The 20,834-nt window shown below is 67.6% G+C and carries 16 protein-coding genes; 5 read left to right on the top strand and 11 right to left on the bottom strand.

Features of this window, described 5'->3' with window-relative positions; translation table 11 throughout:
• Positions 1 to 8: 8 nt before the first annotated feature.
• From AB0M15_RS29535 to AB0M15_RS29545, 3 genes are all read right to left on the bottom strand, one after another.
• Positions 9 to 794 (bottom strand): hypothetical protein, encoded by a 786-nt coding sequence (locus tag AB0M15_RS29535; RefSeq protein WP_363824803.1) that lies wholly within the window; start codon positions 792 to 794, stop codon positions 9 to 11.
• Positions 791 to 1,321 (bottom strand): SigE family RNA polymerase sigma factor, encoded by a 531-nt coding sequence (locus tag AB0M15_RS29540; RefSeq protein WP_363824805.1) that lies wholly within the window; start codon positions 1,319 to 1,321, stop codon positions 791 to 793. The genes AB0M15_RS29535 and AB0M15_RS29540 overlap by 4 nt, the downstream gene beginning before the upstream one ends.
• A gap of 73 nt (positions 1,322 to 1,394) precedes the next feature.
• Entirely contained in the window at positions 1,395 to 2,429 is a 1,035-nt protein-coding gene (locus tag AB0M15_RS29545; RefSeq protein ID WP_363824807.1) for an expansin EXLX1 family cellulose-binding protein, read from the bottom strand.
• Between the two features lie 113 nt (positions 2,430 to 2,542).
• Between AB0M15_RS29545 and AB0M15_RS29550 the strand changes: the two genes are divergently transcribed.
• The gene (locus AB0M15_RS29550; protein ID WP_363824809.1) at positions 2,543 to 4,420 is read left to right on the top strand and encodes a beta-L-arabinofuranosidase domain-containing protein; all 1,878 of its coding nucleotides are present in this window, start codon (positions 2,543 to 2,545) and stop codon (positions 4,418 to 4,420) included.
• Positions 4,421 to 4,443: 23 nt separating this feature from the next.
• The gene (locus AB0M15_RS29555) at positions 4,444 to 6,468 is read left to right on the top strand and encodes a glycoside hydrolase family 36 protein (protein ID WP_363824811.1); all 2,025 of its coding nucleotides are present in this window, start codon (positions 4,444 to 4,446) and stop codon (positions 6,466 to 6,468) included.
• Here the strand turns inward: AB0M15_RS29555 and AB0M15_RS29560 are convergent.
• The 5 genes from AB0M15_RS29560 to AB0M15_RS29580 are packed head-to-tail and all read right to left on the bottom strand — an operon-like array spanning position 6,461 to position 13,943.
• Entirely contained in the window at positions 6,461 to 7,894 is a 1,434-nt protein-coding gene (locus AB0M15_RS29560; RefSeq protein ID WP_363824813.1) for an alpha-L-fucosidase, read from the bottom strand. The two genes, AB0M15_RS29555 and AB0M15_RS29560, sit on opposite strands and share 8 nt — an antisense overlap.
• Before the next feature lie 22 nt (positions 7,895 to 7,916).
• On the bottom strand, positions 7,917 to 9,605 hold the full coding sequence (locus AB0M15_RS29565; RefSeq protein ID WP_363824815.1) for an ABC transporter substrate-binding protein: 1,689 nt from the start codon (positions 9,603 to 9,605) through the stop codon (positions 7,917 to 7,919).
• Between the two features lie 34 nt (positions 9,606 to 9,639).
• Complete coding sequence (locus tag AB0M15_RS29570; protein ID WP_363824817.1) at positions 9,640 to 10,590, bottom strand: carbohydrate ABC transporter permease; 951 nt, start codon at positions 10,588 to 10,590, stop codon at positions 9,640 to 9,642.
• Positions 10,587 to 11,582, bottom strand: a complete 996-nt coding sequence (locus AB0M15_RS29575; protein ID WP_363824819.1) for an ABC transporter permease subunit — start codon at positions 11,580 to 11,582, stop codon at positions 10,587 to 10,589. The genes AB0M15_RS29570 and AB0M15_RS29575 overlap by 4 nt, the downstream gene beginning before the upstream one ends.
• 24 nt (positions 11,583 to 11,606) lie before the next feature.
• Positions 11,607 to 13,943, bottom strand: coding sequence for a glycoside hydrolase family 95 protein (locus AB0M15_RS29580; RefSeq protein ID WP_363824821.1), 2,337 nt, complete (start codon positions 13,941 to 13,943; stop codon positions 11,607 to 11,609).
• A gap of 137 nt (positions 13,944 to 14,080) precedes the next feature.
• On the opposite strand from AB0M15_RS29580, the gene AB0M15_RS29585 reads away from it, so the two are divergent.
• The 3 genes from AB0M15_RS29585 to AB0M15_RS29595 all read left to right on the top strand — a co-directional run bounded on the left by AB0M15_RS29585 (position 14,081) and on the right by AB0M15_RS29595 (position 17,227).
• Entirely contained in the window at positions 14,081 to 15,400 is a 1,320-nt protein-coding gene (locus AB0M15_RS29585) for an enolase C-terminal domain-like protein (protein ID WP_363824823.1), read from the top strand.
• Entirely contained in the window at positions 15,397 to 16,110 is a 714-nt protein-coding gene (locus AB0M15_RS29590; RefSeq protein WP_363824825.1) for a FadR/GntR family transcriptional regulator, read from the top strand. The genes AB0M15_RS29585 and AB0M15_RS29590 overlap by 4 nt, the downstream gene beginning before the upstream one ends.
• A gap of 61 nt (positions 16,111 to 16,171) precedes the next feature.
• Positions 16,172 to 17,227 carry a LacI family DNA-binding transcriptional regulator gene (locus AB0M15_RS29595; RefSeq protein ID WP_363824827.1) on the top strand — a complete coding sequence of 352 codons (1,056 nt, stop codon included), beginning with the start codon at positions 16,172 to 16,174 and terminating at the stop codon, positions 17,225 to 17,227.
• A gap of 6 nt (positions 17,228 to 17,233) precedes the next feature.
• Here AB0M15_RS29595 and yjfF read toward each other — a convergent pair whose 3' ends face one another.
• The 3 genes from yjfF to AB0M15_RS29610 are packed head-to-tail and all read right to left on the bottom strand — an operon-like array spanning position 17,234 to position 20,830.
• Positions 17,234 to 18,235: a galactofuranose ABC transporter, permease protein YjfF gene (yjfF, locus tag AB0M15_RS29600; RefSeq protein WP_363824829.1), complete on the bottom strand. Its 1,002-nt coding sequence runs from the start codon at positions 18,233 to 18,235 to the stop codon at positions 17,234 to 17,236.
• Positions 18,232 to 19,263, bottom strand: coding sequence for an ABC transporter permease (locus AB0M15_RS29605; RefSeq protein WP_363824832.1), 1,032 nt, complete (start codon positions 19,261 to 19,263; stop codon positions 18,232 to 18,234). Before AB0M15_RS29605 ends, yjfF begins: the two co-directional genes overlap by 4 nt.
• The gene (locus tag AB0M15_RS29610; protein WP_363824833.1) at positions 19,256 to 20,830 is read right to left on the bottom strand and encodes a sugar ABC transporter ATP-binding protein; all 1,575 of its coding nucleotides are present in this window, start codon (positions 20,828 to 20,830) and stop codon (positions 19,256 to 19,258) included. The genes AB0M15_RS29605 and AB0M15_RS29610 overlap by 8 nt, the downstream gene beginning before the upstream one ends.
• Between the last annotated feature and the right edge of the window lie 4 nt (positions 20,831 to 20,834).

A 20,834-nucleotide genomic window follows, 5' to 3' on the forward strand; every position in this document is an offset into this window, starting at 1 on the left:
ACGACACCTCAGCGGGGTGAGGTGAAGCCTCCCCAGACTGTGCTGGGACCGGCCGAGCTCTGGGCGTAGGCGTGGTAGGTGTCGCGCTTGGGCTTGCGGATGCCGGTGGCGTGGTTGTACTGGGCGGCGAACTCGTGCCGGCCGGCCGGTACGGTGCGGCCCGGCATGAGGACCCAGCGGTAGAGCAGTGCACCGCCGGACTCCTGAACGGTGACGGTGAAGTCCTCGCTTGGCAGGGTTTGCCAATTGCCGGTCTGGCGCACGTCGCCGGTCTGGGCAATGCGCAGTTCCACGGTGAGCGCAGTGAGGGGCTTGGTGGTCTCGAGGATCAGGTTGTTCTGGGCCCAGTAGATGGTGCTGTGCGCGTCTATCGAGCCTTGGGACCACAGCGGCCCGTTCTGGAGCTGGCTGACGGCCGGCGGGGTCGGACGCGAACTTCGCGGGGTGGTCGTCGGGGCAGGGCGGGTGGCGGTGGGGGTGGGGGTCCTGGTGGTGCGTGGCGATGGCGTCGGAGTGGAAGTGACGATCGGGGACGGGACGGAGGACGTGGGCACGGCGGCCGGCAGCGACGGAGTTCCTCCGATGGCGGCTACGGCGAGACCACCGGTCGCCAGAGTGGCGGCGGCGACGAGACCGACGATCGCTGCCTGGTGCCAGGACCTCGCGATCGAAGGTGTGCGGTGCCGGACGGTGGGGCCGGCCACGCCGCGCTCGACGCGCGCCAGGATCCTTGCACGGTTGGGCTCGTGGGCCTCGGCGGCCTCGCGCAGCCGTCGGCGGATGTCCTCGTTCACCGGTTCCTCCTTCCTGCCGCGAGTTCGCCGGCTGCTTTTGCGCCGAGCAGCGATTCCAGCTCGGCCATCCCCTTCGAGGTCTGGCTTTTCACCGTACCGACCGAGATGCCCAGCGCGGTGGCGGTGTCCTTCTCCGACAGGTCGAAGGCATGGCGCAGGATCACGCAGGCCCGCTTGCGGAACGGCAGCCGGGTGAGTGCGGCCCGGACGTCCAGCACAACCGCGACGTCCGGCCCGTCCACCGGTTCTGTACCGCGTGACCAGAACAGTCCTACTCGCCGTCGCTCGCGGACCGTACTCCGAATCCATTCCCGAGCCAGATTGGCCACCACACCGCGGGCGTAGGCGACCGGGTGTTGCGCCGCCACCAACCGATCCCAGCGCTGCCACAGGGCGACCAGCGCATCGGCGGCAAGATCGTCGGCCACGTCCTTCTCGCCGGTCAGGAGGTGGGCGAGACGAGCCAGTTCGGCGTGATGGCGTTCGAAGAAGTCGTGGAACTGCCCGGACGCGTCGTCGAGGAGCATCTCCCGCGGTCGCCCTCTCCCTGCGATGTGCGCGTTAACAATCGGCCTGAGCGTAACAGTGCCCGTCACCTGGTCAATGCCGGGCGAACTGGACGCGAGTGGACTGCGCGACGTCCGGTTCGAGCGCGATCCCGTCGATGGTCAGTCGCTCACCGTAGATGTCGGTGATCCTGATCGCTTTGCCGCATCCGCTGCCGTCGGTGGAGAGGAAGTAGTTGTAGTCGGTGCGGTGCAGCTTCAGCCAGCCTTTGGTGGTCCGGACCTCGAGCGCGGCCAACGGGTTGCGGTGACCGATCGCCTGGACGCCGCACCAGTACCGACTGGACCCGGTCTTGTAGCGGATGGAGATCGTGCCGGACGCGGCGGGGCTGACCAGCGTCCAGGTGATCGGGAGCCGGCCGACGGAGAGGCTGGCGAGTTTGGAGAAGGCCTGGTGGCTGAGGTCGAGCTGCCCGGGTGCGCAGGGCAACGGGCACTCGTTGACAATCCGTACCGTGATGGAGGCTCCGTTGGCGGCGCGGACCAGTACGTACGCCCCGCAGGCCTTGGCCGACTCGTAGTCGGTGTGGTTCATCGCCGCGATCATCATGTCGCCGGATGGGCCGTAGAGGCAGGCACCGTTGCCGTCACCTGCCTCGTAGGAGGTCGCGACGCCGCGGTACCGGACGGCGGGCTTGATCCGTCCCGCCAAGGATCCCGCGGTCCCAGCGGATGCCGCGCGCGGGGTGCTGGAAGTCATGCGCGGGGTGCTGGAGGCGACGCGTGGGGTGCTGGAAGCCACGTGCGGGCTGCGAGTAGCCGCCGGCGGCTTGCCGGCGACTGAGGGCGTCGGAGTACGACGTGATGGCGTCGGGCTCGTGGCCGGCGGCTGCGTCGGTGCGGTGGCGGAATCGGCCGTCGCCCCCGGAGAGCCGGAATCGGGCGCCACGTTGGCCGTGGCGGCCGGGACGGACGCATCGGCGGTACGCCGGGGAGCAGCGCCGCCCCTGGTGAGAAGCGCGGCGGCCAGGCAGACCACTACGCCGACGGCCAGCGCAGCCAGCGGGATGCCTACGGTCCGCCAGTGCATTTTCGGCAGTTGCGCCCCACCGTGCTTCGTTGTCCTCATCTGTCCATCCGTCCGATTGATCGAGTCGCCGTCCACCCCCAGTTGCCGCCAACGGCGAAAAGGTTGCCGCCTGTGAGCGCTAACATATGGTGGTCGAGAGTCTGGAGCCACAGATGAACGAATCACCGGCCGGTACGCCGGCGCCGGCCGTGCCGCGAAGGCCCGCACGGTTGACGCCGTTGCCGTTGAGCGCTGTGCGGCTCGACCCCGCGTCATTGCTGGGTGGCCGGCAGGAAGTCAACGCCGCGGCCACCATTCCGCACTGCGTCGACAACATCGAGCGCACCGGTGTGATCGAGAACTTCCGCCGGCTGGTGGGCGTACCGGCCGTTCCTGACGGCAGCTTCCAAGGGATGTTGTTCGCCGACTCGGATCTCTACAAGACGCTCGAGGCGATCGGTTGGGAGATGGCGCGGACCGGTACCGACCGGTGGGCCGGATTGCTGTCCGACGTGGCCGAGCTGCTGGAGCAGGTGCAGACCCCGGCCGGCTACCTCAACACCCGCGTACAGGGGACGCCGGGCGCAGAGCCGTTCAGTCAGCTCGAACACAGCCACGAGCTCTATTGCGCCGGCCATCTCATCCAGGCTGCCGTAGCGATCCACCGTGGCGGCGGCGATCCGCGCTTCCTCACGATCGCCCGGAGATTCGCCGACCTGATCGCTCGCACCTTCACAGCCGACGCCGCCCCGCGGATCGACGGGCACCCGGAGGTCGAGACCGCGCTGATCGAGCTCTACCGCGAGACCGGCGAGGAGTCCTATCTCCGTGCGGCCGAGCTTCAGATCGAGCGACGTGGGCACGGCGTCCTGCCACCCGGGGGCCTCGGATCGCAGTACTACCAGGATCACCTGCCGGTGCGGGCCGCGACCGAGGCCATCGGGCACTCGGTGCGGCAGCTCTATCTGGCCGCCGGTGTCACGGACCTGCAGTTGGAGAACGGTGACGAGACACTGCTGCACGCGATGACGCAGCTGTGGGACAGCGCCTTCGGCACGAAGATGTACATCACCGGAGGACATGGCTCGAGACATCGGGACGAGGCGTACGGCGATCCGTACGAGCTACCTCCCGATCGTGCCTACGCCGAGACCTGCGCCTCGATCGCAGCCCTGCAGTGGTCCTGGCGGTTGCTGCTGGCAACGGGACGGGCCCGGTACGCCGAGGAGATGGAGCGTGCGCTGCTCAACGCCATCGCGGCATCGACCACAGCCGACGGTACCGCCTTCTTCTACTCCAACCCGCTGCAGTTGCGCACCGGACACGACGGCTCCCACGAGGATGCGCCCAGCGAGCGGCTGCCGTGGTACGAGTGCGCCTGCTGTCCGCCCAATCTCGCTCGCCTGCTCGCGTCCGTGCACGGCTACGCCGCCACCTCGGACGCCTCAGGGCTCCAGTTGCATCTCCTCACGGCAGGGTCGTTCACGGCGGACACGTTGACCGTGGTTGTCGAAACCGGCTATCCGTGGAGCGGCGAGGTACTGATGAGCATCCGCGGCCGAGGGGAGCTTGCAGTCCGCATCCCGCCCTGGGCCGCGGGCGCGACCGCCGCCGCGACCGGCGCGAAGGTCCTGGCAGAGCCGACAGCAGGCGACTACCTGCGAGTGTCGTGTGATGACGGCGCGATCGTGCGGATCACCTTGCCGATGAAACCGCGCCTGGTGCGCGCGGACCGACGCGTCGATGCCGTCCGCGGGTGTGTGGCCATCGAGCGCGGACCGATCGTGTACTGCGTCGAGCAGGCAGATCTCCCCGACGGCGTCACGGTCGAGCAGCTGGCGCTCGACCCTTCAGGCGCCATTCTCGAAGAGGTCTCGCATCCCGTCCACCTCCGGTTGCCCGCGATCATCACGCCCCTCGACACCACTCTCTATCAGCCCTACCCGCCGGCATCGACCGCCAGTACTCCGGTCACCATCACCGCGATTCCCTACTACACCTGGGCAAACCGCGAGCCCGGCGCCATGCGCGTCTGGCTCCCCCTGGCCTGACCGGCACCCTCGAACGGAGCTTTATGACGTTTTATTGGCAGACCCCCGACCTGACTCTGAGCTTCTGCTTCGACGATGGGGCCGTTCGGCTGGATTCGATCCGGTCGCGCGATGAGCCGGGTGACGGTTTCGCGACGACGGATCAGCCTCTGGTGGAGGTGTCGGCGCTCGGCCACGGGCGGGCACCGAGCACGTTCCGGCATGTCGAGACGGTGATCGGGAAGCGGCTGCGGTACCGACGGCACGAGCAGACCGCGGACATGCTCCGGATCGTTCAGCACGACGACGTGGCCGGGCTGCAGGTCACCAGCTGCTTCAAGGCGCTGGCCGGTGTGCAGACCTGGACCGAGGCGACGCTTACCGGTGCCGGGCGGCTCGAACTGGACTTCCTGTCGTCGGCGGTGATCGGACTCGGCTCGGTGGACTTCGACCTGCTGGCCGGGGACAACGACTGGATGGCCGAGAGCCGCTGGAGCCGCTCGCCGTTGCGCAGTACCGCCTTGCCCGACATCCGTACCGCCGTGCATCGTCCGCCGCCGCGCACCCGCCGGGCCGTCACCTGCAATGGCTCGTGGTCCACCGGTGAACGACTGCCGACCGGGATGCTCCTGGCACACGACGAGCCGTACGCGCTCGGCTGGCAGATCGAACACAACGGACCCTGGCACTACGAGGTCGGCGAGACGCGGCAGGGTGGATACCTGTTGCTCAGCGGACCCACCGACGCCGAACACCAGTGGACCACCTCGATCAGCGCCGACGAGTCGTTCAGCACCGTGCCCGTGTCGCTGGTTGCCGGCCACGGACAGGACGACGCCTTCGCGGCCCTGACCCGCCAGCGACGCGCGCTGCGCCGACGCCGTCCGGTCGACGACCGGCTGCCGGTGGTCTTCAACGACTACATGAACACGTTGATGGGCGACCCGACTACGGCCAAACTGCTGCCGCTGATCGACGCCGCAGCGGACGCCGGTGCGGACTACTTCTGCATCGATGCCGGCTGGTACGCCGACGGCGACTGGTGGAGCACGGTCGGCGCCTGGCAACCGTCCGCGACCCGTTTCCCCAACGGTCTCGGCGAGGTGATCGACCGGATCCGCGACCGGGGCATGGTGCCCGGACTGTGGCTCGAACCCGAGGTGATCGGCGTCGACTCGCCGCTGGCCGAGGAGTTGCCCGACGAGGCGTTCCTCAGCCGGCGTGGCATCCGGTACGCCGAGAGCGGCCGATACCTGCTGGACCTGCGCAGCGAAGCGGCCCGCGCCCATCTCGACGGCACCGTCGACCGGCTGGTCGCGGAGTACGGGATCGGATTCTTCAAGCTGGACTACAACACCATGACCGGCCCCGGCTCCGACCTGGGCGGGAAGTCACCAGGGCAAGGACTGCTCGAGCACAACCGGGCGCACCTGGACTGGCTCGACGGCGTCCAGGCACGCCACCCCGAGCTGTTGCTGGAGAACTGTGGATCGGGTGCGCTGCGGATGGACTACGCGCTGCTGTCCAGGCTGCACCTGCAATCGACCTCCGACCAGCAAGATCCGTTGCTGTATGCCCCGATCGCGGCGGCCGCGGCCGCGTCGGTCCTTCCCGAACAGGCCGGCCACTGGGCATACCCGGAGACAGGCACGTCGACGGAGAGATACACGGTCAGCCTGGTGAACGGCATCCTCGGCCGGATGTACTTGTCGGGCTATCTGAACCGGATGACGACGGACGAACTCGACCTGGTCCGGGCCGCCGTTGCGGCGCACCGGGAAGTGTTGACGGAGATCGAGGAGCTGACACCGTTCTGGCCACTGGGCCTGCCCGGCTGGACCGACGAGTGGGTCGCCTTCGGCCTGGCGGGTGCCACCACGTCGTACCTGACGTTGTGGCACCGCGCCTCGACCCCTGGCCGGATCGACCTGTCCCTCAGCGGACTGACCGTCGAGAACTTCTTCCCGGCCCAGCCCGACGGCTGGACCTACGCCAGTACCGATCAGACGTTGACCGTCACCACGTCCTCCCCCGAGCCTTCAGCCCGCGTCATCAAGCTGGTCAGGTGAGCTCGATGGCAAGGCAGTTCGCGACGTCGACCGGGCGAGCATCCGGCAGCCGGACAACCAGTACTCCGTGAGCCTGCTCGAAGGGCACGGCGCCGTGGCCGAGGAGCCGGACGTCGGACACCACCTCGTGATCGGCAAGGCTCCGGATGACCGCCCGCCCGTCGTCCGGCCAGGCCAGCTGGAAGGCATACAGGGTGTCGCCCTTGCGGGTGAAGCGGAAGTCGGAGCTGGTCCACTTCACCCGCTCCTCGGTGAACCCGCGAATGATCACCCCCGACGGTCCCTCGCCGAAGACGCGGAACGGCCGGCTGCCGTAGACACCTTCGCCGCACACGCGCGTCCAGGCACCCAGGTCGTCCAGCAACTGCGAGCATTCGGAATCGAGTGAGCCGTCCGGCAACTGCGGCACATTGAGCAACAGATTGCCGTTCTTCGAGACGATGTCGACCAGCAACTCGATGACGTGTCCTGAGGTCTTGTAGACGTCGCGGACGTTGTAGAACCAGTCACCGACCGAGGTGTCGGTCTGCCAGGGCTCGGCGTGGATGCCGGGCGTTTGGCTCCGTTCGATGTCCATCACGCCGACCCGGCTGACCTCGGGCCGGCGATCCTTCTGCTGGTAGACGGCACGGTTCGTCCCGTGGACCTGAGCACTCGTGTTGTACAGCTGGGCAACCGCCCGCAGACCGGGTGTGTACCCGACGTCGCCGAACGGTAGCGGCCCGTCGGAGTACAGGAGATCGGGCTGGTAGCGATCGATCATCTCGGTCACCGCCTCGAGCCAGTAGGCATGCCAGGCGGGATCCTCGCTGTACCAAGGGTCCTGGACCTCTGTGTCCTCCGCGGGGAGGTACCGCCTGTTGTCGAGGTAGAGGTCTCGGTACGCCGGATCGCTCCCGTCGTACGGCACACCGGCGTACCGGCCGTGTTTGTCGCTGCCCTTGTTGACCGCCGACCAGCTGAGCGTCGCGCCGAGATGCTCGGTGATCCCGAACGGCAAGCCTCGCTGGTCCGCGGCAGCCTTCCACAAAGCCACGATGTCCTTGCCAGGCCCTACCTTCACCGAGTTCCACCGGTTCAGCGCCGAGTCGTAGTTGAAGAAGTGGTCGTGATGCACGGCCTGCGCGACGAAGTACCGGGCACCCGCGGCGGCGAAGCGATCCATCAGGGCATCGGGATCGAACCGCTCCGCCTTCCACAGCCGGACGATGTCCTTGTAGCCGAACTCGGACGGATGACCGTACGTCCGCAGGTGGTACCGGTACTGGTCGGAGCCCTCCCGGTACATGTTGCGGGCGTACCAGTCGCCGTACCGGGGCACCGACTGAGCGCCCCAGTGCGACCAGATTCCGAGCTTCGCGTCCCGGAACCAGTCCGGGCACTCGAATCTCCCCAGCGACTCGAAGGTCGGCTCGAACTCTTGCATCGGCGAATCCTCTTTCCTGGTTCTACTTCGGGACCTTGTCGTAGGCGGTCTGCTGGATCTCCAGGTAGCGCTTCAGGCCGAGGCCGTCGAGGCCCTTGACGTAGGCGTCCCAGTCGGTGTCGATGTTCTTCGAGCCGGTGATGAACTGCAGCGCGTTCTGCTGGACGTAGTTCTCGAGGTTCGTCTGCAGGGTCGCGACCTCGCTCGCCAGGGACGGGTCGATCCACACCTTCCAGAACGGGTAGATCTGGGCCTTGTCCTCCTTGCCGGCGTACAACTTCGTTGCGTCGAACAGCTTGCGTTCGTACCCCGCCTGCGAGGTGATGTCGGTGTCGATGACCTCGGAGTTGCGGTACTTCGCGGTGTTGTTGTACTGCGCCAGCGCACCCCAGCCGCTGTTCCGCGGTTTCGACCCGGGCTTCAGGGGAATCTGCTTGAAGCTCGGCTTCAGCGCCTTGTCGAGCGCCACATCGCCGGGACCGGGCTTGGTCCAGGCCTTGCCCTCCGTGCCGAACTGTCCATTGTTCTGTCCCTCATCGGTGAAGATGTAGTCGAGCATCTTGATCGCCTGGATCTGCTTGTCCGGTGTGGCCTTCGACGTCAGTACGAACGTGGCGCCGGGAATGCTCGGGAAGACGTAGCTGGCGAAGCTCGCGCCACTCGGACCGGTCAGCGGCGGTACCGCGTCGTACTGCTTGTCCCGCCCGTCCGCCGAACCGATGGTGACGAAGATGCCCGAGTGCATGACGGTGCCCGCGCCGAGGATGACCGAGCCGCCGTGGTTGCCCTGCTGCTGCATCGCGTCCGGGTTCTGCGTGAAGGCGCCTTTGTCGATCAGGCCTTCCTGGTAGAGCGAGTTGATGTACCGCAGGCCTTCGCGCCAGCCGTCCTTGTTCGCCTGGACGTCGACCTTGCCGTTGTCGAGAACCAGTGTGGTGTTGTTGCCGCCGCTGTTGTTCTGCCCTTGCGGGTCGTAGATGAAGGCGTCCATCAAGTAGGGGATGAGGCTGTCGCGGACGTTCGCGCTGAGCGGGATCTCGTCGGCCTTGCCGTTGCCGTTCGGGTCCTGGGTCTTGAACGCCTGGAGCACCTTCCGCAGGTCCTCGGTGGTCTTCGGCTGCTCGAGGCCCAGCTTCTTCAGCCACGCCGAGTTCATCCACAGCTTGTCCGGGTACGAACAGTGGAAGCAGTCGACCCATTGCGGCATCCCGTAGATCTTGCCGTCCGGCGCGGTCGCCATCGCCTTCCACTCGGGCGTGGAGTCCAGCGCCTTCTTGATGTTCGGCGCGTACTGGTCGATCAGCTGGTTCAGCGGTACGACGACACCCTGCTTGCCGAGCTTGAGCAGCTCCGCCGTGGTGAACTGGTCGACCCACGGGATCAGCAGGTACAGATCGGGGTAGTCGCCGCTGGCCAGCGAGATCTGCCGCTTCTCCTTCGACGGACCGCCGTCGAACGTCGTGGTCTGCCACTTGATGGTGAGGTTGAACTTCTGCTTCATCAGCTTGGTGAAGTCGTTCGTGGCGAGGTTCGTGTCGGCCGACTGCGGCGAGAAGACGTTCAGCGTGACGTCGGGATTTCCGGTGATCGTTGGCAGCGGCTTACCCTGCTCGGTGTTCGAGCCGCCACCGGAACAGGCCGCGAGCGCGACTGCCAGGAGACTGATGCCGGCGATCGCGGCACGCCTGGTCTTTCTGAACTGTACAGACATGAGGTCCCTCACAGGGTCGAGGTGATGCGGAAGATCAGCCCTTCACGGCGCCGATCAGGATTCCCTTGGTGAAGTAGCGGGCGACGAACGGATAGATCAGCAGGACCGGCACGCTCGCCACCACGATCAGCGAGTACTTGAGCAGATCGGCCAGTTGCTGGCGCTGGATGACCACGGAGGCATCGACCGCCCCACCGCCGGTCGTGTTCAGGATCAAGATGTTGCGCAGCACCAGCTGCAGCGGGAACAGATCCGGGTTCTTCAGATAGATCAGCGCGTCGAAGTACGAGTTCCACTGCATGATCGCGTACATCAGCGCGACCACCGCGATCATCGGTTTGGCCAGTGGGATCACCACCGACCACAGGAACCGCAGGTCGCCACAACCGTCCAGCTGCGCGGCCTCGACCAGCTCCTCCGGGATCGCCGTACGGAAGTAGGTGCGGGCGATGATGACCTGCCACACGCCGATCGCCTGCGGGATGATCAACGCCCACCTGGTATCCAGCAGACCGACCGACTGGACCACCAGGTACGTCGGGATCAGGCCGCCGGTGAACAGCATCGTGAACAAGATGAACGTCATCACGACATTGCGGCCGACCAGCGTACGGCGCGACATCGGGTAGGCGATCGCGATCGTCATGGTGACGCTGACGATCGTCCCGGCCACGGTGTAGAACAGCGAGTTCAGGTAGCCCTGGACGACCTGCGGGTTGGCGAACACCGCGTGGTACCCGCGGAGCGAGAAGTCCACCGGCCAGAACAGCACCCGGCCGGACGACACCGCCTCCGGGCTGCTGAACGAACTCGCCACGATGTACAGCAACGGCAGCAGCACGACCGCCAGCAGGACCGCCAGCAGGAGATAGACACAGAAGAGGAAGATGCGGTCCGTCCGCGGCTCCCGGATCCTCCGGGCCCGCGCCGTACGGCGCTCGAGCTTCTTCCCGGGCAACGTTCTCACTTCAGTCTGAGCGCTCATGACCACAGTCCGTTCCCGGTGATCCGTTTGGCGATCGTGTTGACTCCGAACAGCAGCACCAGGTTGATCACCGAGTTGAACAGCCCGATCGCGGTCGCCATGCTGAAGTCCGCGTTCAGCAGACCCGTCTTGTACACGTAGGTGGCGATGATTTCGGACTTGCTCAGGTTGAGCGGGTTCTGCAGCAGGAACGCCTTCTCGAAGCCGATCGCCATGATGTTGCCGACAGCAAGGACCAGGATGATCACCGCGGTCGGCATGATGCCCGGCAGATCCACGTGCCGGATCCGCTGCAACCTGCTGGCACCGTCGATCTTGGCCGACTCGTGCAGCGCCGGGTCGATGCCGGACAACGCGGCCAGGTAGATCACCGCGGAGTACCCGGTCGTCTGCCAGACGTCGGACCACACGTAGATGTGCCGGAAGTAGTCCGGATTGCCGAGGAAGTCGACCGCCGGTACCCCGAAGAATCCCAGACCCTCGTTGACGATGCCCAGCCGTGGCGACAGCACCAGGATCGTCATCGAGACGACGACCACCGTGGAGATGAAGTACGGCGCGTACGTCACCATCTGTACCGTCTTCTTGAAGAAGCCGGTACGGATCTCGTTCAGTGCCAGGGCCAGGATGATCGCGAGCGGGAAGCTCGCCGCCACTGTGTAGACCGAGAGCACGAAGGTGTTCTTCACCAGGGTCCAGAACACCGGGTTCTGGAAGAACACCTCGAAGTTCTGCCAGCCGATCCACGGGCTCCCCCAGATGCCCTGGATCACGTTGTAGTCCTTGAAGGCGAGCACGGCGTTCGACATCGGGATGTACTTGAAGACCGCGAACCAGATCAGCGGGACGACCATCAGCAGGTACAGCGTCCAGTGCCGCCGCAGACTGCGGCGCAGGCCGGCGACGGTGGTGCGTTCGCGCCGGCGGCGGCGTCGCTGCCGCGGCGGTGCTTCGCCGACGGGTGGCGGGATGGTGGTGGGGATTGCTGCCATCGGGGGCCTCCTCCCTGGGCGTCGTCAGCTCAAGCTGAGACGGTGGGCTGTGCCGGCGTTCAGCCGGACGGTGGTCCGTTCGTCGCCGGAGCGAATGACGCGCTCCTGGTCCCGATCCGCGGTCAGGGTCACCTCGACTCCGTCCGTGGACCAGGCGAGGTCGACCGAGACACCGCCCCGCGCACGCAGACCGGTCACCCGGCCTGCGGCCCAGTCGACCGGCAGCGCGGGCAGTACCTCGATCTCGCTGGTGTGGCTCTGCAGGAGCATCTCCGCGATGCCTGCCGTCGCACCGAAGTTGCCGTCGATCTGGAACGGCGGATGCGCGCAGAACAAGTTCGGATAGACACCGGCGCCGCTGCCCACGTAGTCCGTCGAGGTGTCGTCGGCGGGAGTCAGGAACGCGCGCACCAGTCGCTGCGCCGCCGCGGCGTCCCGGAGCCGCGCCCGCAGGTTGATCTTCCACGCCAGCGACCACCCGGTGGCCCGATCTCCGCGCAGGTCGAGCGTTCTCGCCGCCGCGGCGGCGAGAGCCGGCGTACCGTCCGGGGTGATCGTGTCGGCGGGATGGAGACCGATCAGGTGTGACATGTGCCGGTGGTGCGGGTCCTCCTCGGGCAGGTCCGCGGCCCATTCCTGTAGTTGCCCACGGCCACCGATCGACGGCTCCGGGATCCGCTTGCGGGCCAGCACGAGCCGGTCCACGAGCGGATCGATCACGCCGAGCAGCCCCGCAGTCTGCGCGCACCGGTCGAACAGGTCCGCGATCAGCGACAGGTCCATCGTCGACGAGATCGTGACCGAGGCGGGCTCGCCGTCGTCGGCCAGGTAGTCGTTCTCGGGTGAGGTCGACGGCGAGGTACCGAGACTGCCGTCCGGCATTTCCACCAGCCAGTCAAGGCAGAACTCCGCAGCGCCTCGTAGTACGGGCCAGGCCCGGCCGAGGAAGTCCAGGTCGCCTGTGAATGCGTAATGCTCCCACAGATGGCGAACCAGCCACGCGCCCGCCATCGGCCAGTTCGACCATCGCGGGTCGCCCTCGACGGGAAGCGTCCAGCACCACGCGTCGGCGTTGTGGTGCGCTGTCCAGCCGGCACAGCCGTAGCGTTCCTGCGCTGTCTTCTGTCCTGCCTCGGCGAGGTGCTCGAGATAGTCGAGCAGCGGCTGGTGACACTCCGGGAGCGCGGTCGTCTCGGCGGGCCAGTAGTTCATCTCGGTGTTGATGTTGATCGTGTAGTTGCTGCTCCACGGCGGCCGCAGGATGTCGTTCCAGATGCCCTGCAAGGTGGTCGGCAGACCGCCGGGCCGAGAGCTCGCGATCATCAGATAGCGGCCGTAGTTGAAGACCAGCGCGGCCAAGGCGGGGTCGTCACCGTGCTGTGCCAGTCGTACGTCGGTCGGCAGGCCCGCGGCATCGGGTAGGCCGGTCAGCTCGAGCGATGCGCGACGGAACAGTTTCTGGTGATCCTCGGTGTGATCAGCCGTCAGTTCGCCGTACTCGCGGGCCAGCGCAGCCGCCACCAGGTCGTCTGCGATCGCCCAGCACTCTTCCGCCGTCCGCGTCGGCACGGTCGACGGGCCGTCGTACCCGGTCGCTGTCGAGAGGATCAGCGTCAGCTCGGTGGCACCAGTCACGCTGAGGCCTCTTTCGTCAGCGTGCACGTCGCCATCGGTGCGCGCACGCAGCGCGATCGCGGCGGCCATCCCGCGGTCCGCGCCCTCGGAGTACCGGATGGGTTCCGGTACGTCGCGGTGCGGCGGCGCGACATCGGCCGGAGCCTGCAGCAGGAGCCCGACGCCGTCGCCGGCGGCATGAGGCCGGGAGCGCAACTGGGAGTCGAGCCGCGCGGTCAGGCCGAGCGCACCCGCCTTCGAGACGGTGATCCGTACGACGAGCACCCCGGCCGGCGCGCTCACGAACACCTCTTGCCGGACGGCCACTTCCCCGACCTCGTACTCCGTCAGTGCGGTGGCGAGGTCGAGCTCCAGCCTTCTTCCGTACTCCGCTACGTCGTCGGCAACCGGCGTGGAGCCGTCGACCGTGATGTCCAGCAGCAGATCACCGAGTGGCAGGTACGCCTGCGAGTAGCCGGATTGGAATCCTCCAGCCAGTTCGTGCGCGCGCCGGATGTCACCAGCAGCCAGCGCGCCCCGAATTGCCTGGACAGCATCGGCGCCAATCGCACCGATCGGCTCCGAGAGCAGGCGCGCCGTCTCCGGACCGCCTGACCAGCAGGTCTCGTCGTTCAGGCCGATCCGGTCGCTGCCGACGCCACCGAAGGCCATCGCCCCGATCCGCCCGTTGCCGAGCGGCAACGCTTCCAGCCAGCTGCGCGCGGGATGGTCGTAGAACAGCCTCATCCGAGGAACCCTTCATCGAAAGGCGGGATTAATCCCATGTTTTGCCGGGATCGTAGCGCCGCACGCGCTCATGATCCATACTGTGGCTCGAAGAATCTGCCGAAACATCCCATCTATTGTTTCGCTGAGGGGATCTCATGCCACGCATCACGTCCGTGCAGGTCACCGACGTCCGCTTTCCCACCTCGCTGACCCAGGACGGTTCGGACGCGATGAACAAGGACGGCGACTACTCGGCCGCCTACGTCGTCCTGCACACCGATGACGAGAATCTGCGCGGCCACGGGTTCACGTTCACCATCGGCCGCGGCAACGACCTGTGCGTCGCCGCCGCGCAGCAGCGGGCGATCCCCTTGGCCGGACGCGACGTCGACGAACTCTGCGCTGATCTCGGCGCGGTCTACCGCGAGTTGCAGTCCGACACCCAGCTGCGCTGGCTCGGACCGGACAAGGGCGTCATCCACCTCGCCCTCGCCGCCGTGATGAACGCCGTCTGGGACCTTGCGGCCCGGCGAGCCGGACTACCGCTGTGGCGGCTGCTGTCCGAGATGTCGCCCGAGGAGCTGGTCGCCGCCGCGGATCTGAGCTATCTGTCCGACGTGTTCAGCGCTGATCAGGCGATCGCCTTCCTGGCCGCGCGGGAAGCGGGCCGTAAGCAACGAATCGACGAGATCGCTGCCACCGGGTACCCGTGTTACACCACCTCCGCGGGGTGGCTCGGGTACTCCGACGCCAAGCTGCGCAGGCTCTGCGAAGAAGCGGTTGCCGCCGGCTACCACCACGTCAAGCTGAAGGTCGGCGCCAACCTCGACGACGACATCCGGCGCTGCGGTATCGCCCGGGAGGTGCTCGGGCCGGACGGAAAGCTGATGATCGACGCGAACCAGGTCTGGGACGTGCCACAGGCGATCGACTGGGTGCTCGCCCTGGCCGAGTTCGATCCGCTCTGGATCGAGGAACCGACCAGCCCGGACGACATCCTCGGCCACGCGGCGATCCGGAAGGCCGTCGCGCCGATCGGGGTCGCGACCGGCGAGCACGGGATGAACAGGGTGCTGTTCAAGCAACTGATGCAGGCCGAAGCGATCGACTACTGCCAGCTCGACGCGGCCCGGCTGGGCAGCATCAACGAGATCCTCGCGGTCTATCTGCTGGCCGCCTGGAACGACGTACCGGTATGTCCGCACGCCGGCGGTGTCGGGCTGTGTGAACTCGTCCAGCACCTGGCGATCTTCGACTACGTGGCGGTCGCGGCGACCCTCGAGGGGCGGGTGACGGAGTACGTCGACCACCTGCACGAGCACTTCGTCGACCCGTGCGTCGTCCGTGACGGGGCCTACGTCCTGCCGACGGCGGCCGGATACAGTGCCGAGATGCACGGTGACTCGGTCGACACCTATACCTACCCGGCCGGCAGGTACTGGGCGGCGCGGTCCGTCGCGGAGCAGGTGTCATGACGTCTCAGACCGACGTCGTCGTCCAGGGCATCCGGGACCTGATCGTCGAGGGCAGGCTCCGGCCGGGCGATCGGTTGCCGGTCGAGAAGGATCTCGCCGAAGCGCTCGGCGTGTCCAGGAATCCGCTGCGGGAGGGGGTTCGCGCGCTGTCGGCGATGGGCGTGCTGGAGACCCGGCGAGGTGACGGGACCTATGTCACCACCTTGGACTCCTCGATGCTGCTGGCGCCGATGGGGTTGGTCGTCGACCTGCACGATCGCAGCGGCGCACACCATCTGCACGCCGTACGCCGGATCCTGGAGACCGAGGCGGCCGGCCTGGCGGCCCAGTCGATCGGTCCGGACGAACTGGCCGCCGCCGACCTCATCCTCGGCCGGATCGAGGCTGAGCTCGCGAACGGCGAACCTGATCACGAGGCGATCATCGACGGCGACATCGCCTTCCACCTGGTCGTCGCCAAAGCCGCCGGCAACCCGGTCCTCGCGGCACTGATCGAGGCGCTCGGCGGCCGGACGAGCCGGGACCGGCTGTGGCGCTCGATCAGTCAGCACGGTGCGGACGAGGCGACCCATACCGAACACCGCTCCATCCTGGCGGCGTTGGCCGCGCACGACTCCGACCGCGCCCGCACCTACATGTCCGCGCACCTCTTCGCCGTCGAGGACTATCTCCATCAACGCCCACCCAGCGAGGATCCGCTCGCCGAGTGATGGCGCCGGTGCCGTCATCCGCCGGGAAACGGGTGGCGGATGACAGAATTCAGCCCAGGCGATGATCGGAGAGGTGAACGTGGTCAAGGGTTCGGACGTCGAGCACGCGCCGGTGGCCTCGTCGTCGGCCCGGCGGCATCCGAGTCTGGCCGATGTCGCCGTGCTCGCCGGGGTGTCCCACATGACGGTGTCGCGGGTGATCAACGACAGCGACCTGGTCCGGCCTGCGACGCGCGAGCGGGTGCTGGCCGCGATCGAGAGCCTCGGGTACCGGCCGAACACCGCCGCCAGAGCCCTGGTCACCGGGCGGACCGGCACGCTCGGAGTAGTGACGCTGGACTCCACCCTGTACGGACCGGCCAGCACGCTCTACGGCATCGAGCGGGCGGCGCGGGATGCCGGTTTCGCGATCACCGTGGCGAGCGTCAGCCGGCCGGGCGGACAGTCCATCGCGGAGGCAGTCGAGTCACTGCAACGCCAGGCGGTCGAAGGCATCGTCGTGATCGCACCCCACGTCACGACGGCCAAGGCATTGGAGTTCGCGCCGCACGGCGTACCGCTCGTCGCTGTCGGCGGCGCGGCACCACCGGTACCGACCGTCTCGGTCGATCAGTACGACGGCGCCCGCCTCGCGACCGAGCACCTGCTGTCGCTCGGTCACAAGACGGTCTGGCATGTCGGCGGACCGGCGGACTGGCTCGAGGCGGCCGAACGCGAGCGCGGCTGGCGGGAGACGCTCAAGGCCCACGGCGTCCGCCGGCCCCGGCTGACCCGGGGCGACTGGAGCCCGCGGTCGGGGTACGAGGCCGGTAGGTCACTGGCCAGGGAATCCAGCCTGAGCGCCGTGTTCGTCGCCAACGACCAGATGGCGCTCGGCCTGCTGCGGGCGTTCGCCGAGGCCGGGATCTCGGTACCCGGCGATGTCCAGGTGGTCGGCTTCGACGACATCCCGGAGGCCGAGTTCTTCAACCCGCCGCTGACCACCGTCCGGCAGGACTTCGACGAGGTCGGCCGGCGGACCTTCTATCTGCTGTCCGAGCAGATGAACGGCGGACAGTCGAGCAGTGAGCAGATCCCCGCCACCTTGATCGTGCGGCAGAGCTCCGGCGCCGTCTGACCGCCGTCAGGTCTGCCTTCTGGTCAGCAGGCGCTGGACCACCACGAAGACCAGCAGCAGCGCTCCGATGGAGATCTTGGTCCACCAGGAACTCAGCGTGCCGTCGAACGAGATGAAGGTCTGGATGGTGCCGAGCAGCAGGACGCCGACCATCGTCCCCAGTACCAGGCCGCGGCCGCCGGTCAGCAGCGTCCCGCCGATCACCACCGCCGCGATCGCGTCGAGCTCCATCCCGACGGCGTGCAGGCTGTACCCCGACAGCGTGTAGGCCGCGAAGAGCAGTCCGGCCAGCGCCGAGCAGAGGCCGCTGATCGTGTACACGCCGACCTTGACCGCAGCGACCCGCAACCCCATCAGATGCGCGGAGCTCTCGCTGCCACCGACGGCGTAGACCGTCCGCCCGAAGCGGGTCAGGTGCAGCACCCACGCGCCGATCGCGAAGACCACCAGCGCCACCACGACGCTCGGAGTGACGTGGTAGCCGCCCGGCACCGGGACGGTCCCCTGAGCGAATCTGGTCAGACCGGGATCGCGGATCGGAATCGACTCGACACTGATCAGGTAGCAGAGGCCACGAGCCAGGAACATTCCGGCCAGGGTCGCGATGAACGGCTGCACGTCGAAGTAGTGGATGACCAGGCCCATCAACGTCCCGAGCACCGTCCCGGACAGCAGGACGGCGATGACGGTGGCCGCCACCGGCCAGCCCGACTCGAGCGTCGACGCCGCGATCATCGTGGACAGGGCGACCACCGAGCCGACGCTCAGATCGATGCCGCCGGCAAGGATCACGAACGTCATCCCGAGCCCCAGCACCAGCAGGAAGGCGTTGTCGACGAACAGGTTCAGGATCACCTGGGGATCCGCGAAACCCTGGTAGCGCAGCGATCCGGCGCCGAAGATCCCGATCAGCAGCGCGATCGCCGCCGCGACCGGCAGGTAGCGGCGCGGTGGGCTGTACCGGCGGATCCGGGCCGCCACCGCGGGCGACAGGGCTGACGCGCTCATGCTGTCTCCGTCCGTACGGTGGGGGTGGCCCGGCGAGGCCGGCGGCTGCGCAACGCGGCCCGCGCCTTCGGTGACTGCAGGAGGCAGACCACGATCACGACGACCGCCTTGAAGAGATAGTTGGCCTCGGCCGGGATCCCGATGGTCGGGATCGTGGTGGCCAGGGTCTGGATGAACATCGCGCCGATCAGCGTCCCGGTCAGCGAGAACTTTCCGCCCGCCAGCGACGTGCCGCCGATCACGACGGCCAGGATCGCGTCCAGCTCGATCCACAGGCCGGCGTTGTTCGCGTCCGCCGCACTCGTGTTCGACGCGATCATCAGCCCGGCGACACCGGCACAGAAGGCGCTGAACACGTAGACGGTCCAGGTGATCGTCCGGGCGTGGATCCCGGCCAGCCGGCTGGCCTCCGGGTTGATGCCGACCGACTCGATCAACAGGCCGAGCGCGGTCCGCCGGGCCAGTACCGCGGTCAGCGCGAAGACCGCGAGCGCGATCAGGATGGCCACCGGCAGCGTCGCGACGAAGCCCGCGCCGATCACCTTGAACCCCGGGCTGACGACCGTGGTGATCTGGCCGTCCGTGATCAGCATGGCCAGTCCGCGGCCGGCCGTCATCAGCACCAGGGTGGCGATGATCGGCTGGATCCCGAGCACCGAGACCAGGAACCCGTTCCACAGTCCGAGCAGTACGCAGACGCCGACCGCCATCGCGACCGCGGTGAGCAGCGTCGAGGTCGCCGCTTGCTGCGACGAGCCCGCTATGTAGACGCAGGCCACGGCGCCGGCGATCGCGGCCACCGCACCCACCGAGAGGTCGATTCCCCGGGTGGCGATCACCAGCGTCATCCCCAGCGCCACCAGGAGCACCGGAGCCCCGTTGCGGAGGATGTCGATCAGGCTGCCGTACAGGTGACCGTCCTGGATCCGCACCGACAGGAACGAGGGAGTCACCACCGTGTTGAGGGCGAGCAGCAGTACCAGGGCCAGCGTCGGCCAGAACAGTGGCCGGCGGACGAGGTCACGCATCGGGGTTCCCTTCGGCTGTCGTCGTACCGCCGGCTGCGATGAGTTCAAGGATCCCGGCCACCGTGACGGTGTCGTCATTGGGCCGGTCCGCGATCTTCGCCCGGTCCCGCATCACCAGCACCCGGTGGCTGAGCCGGAGTACCTCCTCGAGCTCGGCGGAGATGAAGACGACGGACAGTCCGTCGGCGGCGAGCTTCGCGACGAGTTGCTGGATCTGCGTCTTGGCGCCGATGTCGATCCCGCGGGTCGGCTCGTCCAGGATCAGCAGCTCCGGCTCGGTGATCAGCCAGCGGGCCAGCAGGACCTTCTGCTGGTTGCCTCCCGACAGGTTGCGCATCAGCGCGGCCGGGTCGGGAGGCCGGATGTCCAGGGCCTTGATGTACTCCGCGACCAGCCGCTCGCGGGTCCGGACCGGTACCGGGCGGAGCCAGCCGCGGGAAGCCTGCAGGGTGAGCAGCAGGTTGTCCGCGACGGTCAGGTCCTCCACCACGCCTTCCGCGCGCCGATTCTCACTGGAGAAGGCGATCTTGGCGCCGATGGCGTTCCGCGGCGTACGGAACCTCCGCCGCGTGCCCCGTACGTCGATCGAGCCGGTGTCCGCGGTGTCGGCCCCGAAGAGCAGCCGGGCGAGTTCGGTTCGTCCCGACCCCAGCAGGCCGGCGATGCCGATCACCTGACCGTCGTAGATCTCCAGGTCGACGGCTTGCAGACTGCCGCGGCGGCCCAGACCCAGTACCTTCACCAGCGGTACCCGGTCTTCGGCCACGTCGGCCGACGTGTGCTGTTCGAGCTTCTCCAACGTCTGGAGTTCGCGACCGATCATGGCCTGGACCAGGTCGAACTGGCTGACGCTCCCGGTCCGGTACTCCCCCACCAGCTTGCCGTTGCGCAGTACGGTCATCCGGTCGGAGATCTCGAACACCTGGTCCAGGAAGTGCGAGACGAACAGGATCGCCACGCCCTGGTCGCGCAGCGTCCGCATCACCGCGAACAACTTCGCCACCTCGTCCGCGTCGAGGCTCGAGGTGGGCTCGTCGAGGATCAGCACCCGCGCGTCGAGATCTAGCGCCCGCCCGATCGCGACCAGCTGCTGGATCGCGATCGGGTGCTCGGCCAGCGTCGACCCCGGATCGATCGCCAGGCCGAGCCGGTCCAGGATCAGCCCTGCGCGGACCCTCATGGCCTTGCCGTCGATCCGGCCGAACCGCCGCGGCTCGCGGCCGAGCAGCATGTTCTCCGCGACCGTCAGGTTCGTGCACAGGTTGACCTCCTGGTACACGGTGCTGATCCCGGCGGCCTGCGAGTCGGCCGGTGAGCTGAACAATTGCTGCTCACCGGCCATCTCCACCGTGCCCTCGTCGATCGCGTAGACGCCGGTCAGGGCCTTGATCAGCGTCGACTTGCCTGCCCCGTTCTCACCCATCAGGGCGTGAATCTCACCGGGGAGCAGCCGGAAGCCGACGTCGGTGAGCGCTTTGACACCGGGAAAGCCGATGCTGATCCCGCGCATCTCGACCACCGGCGGGGTGAGCGCCGTCGCCGGGGCGGGAGTGATCGCCTGGGTCATCGCC

The organism is Kribbella sp. NPDC051718, from assembly GCF_040681515.1.
Taxonomy (GTDB): Bacteria; Actinomycetota; Actinomycetes; order Propionibacteriales; family Kribbellaceae; genus Kribbella.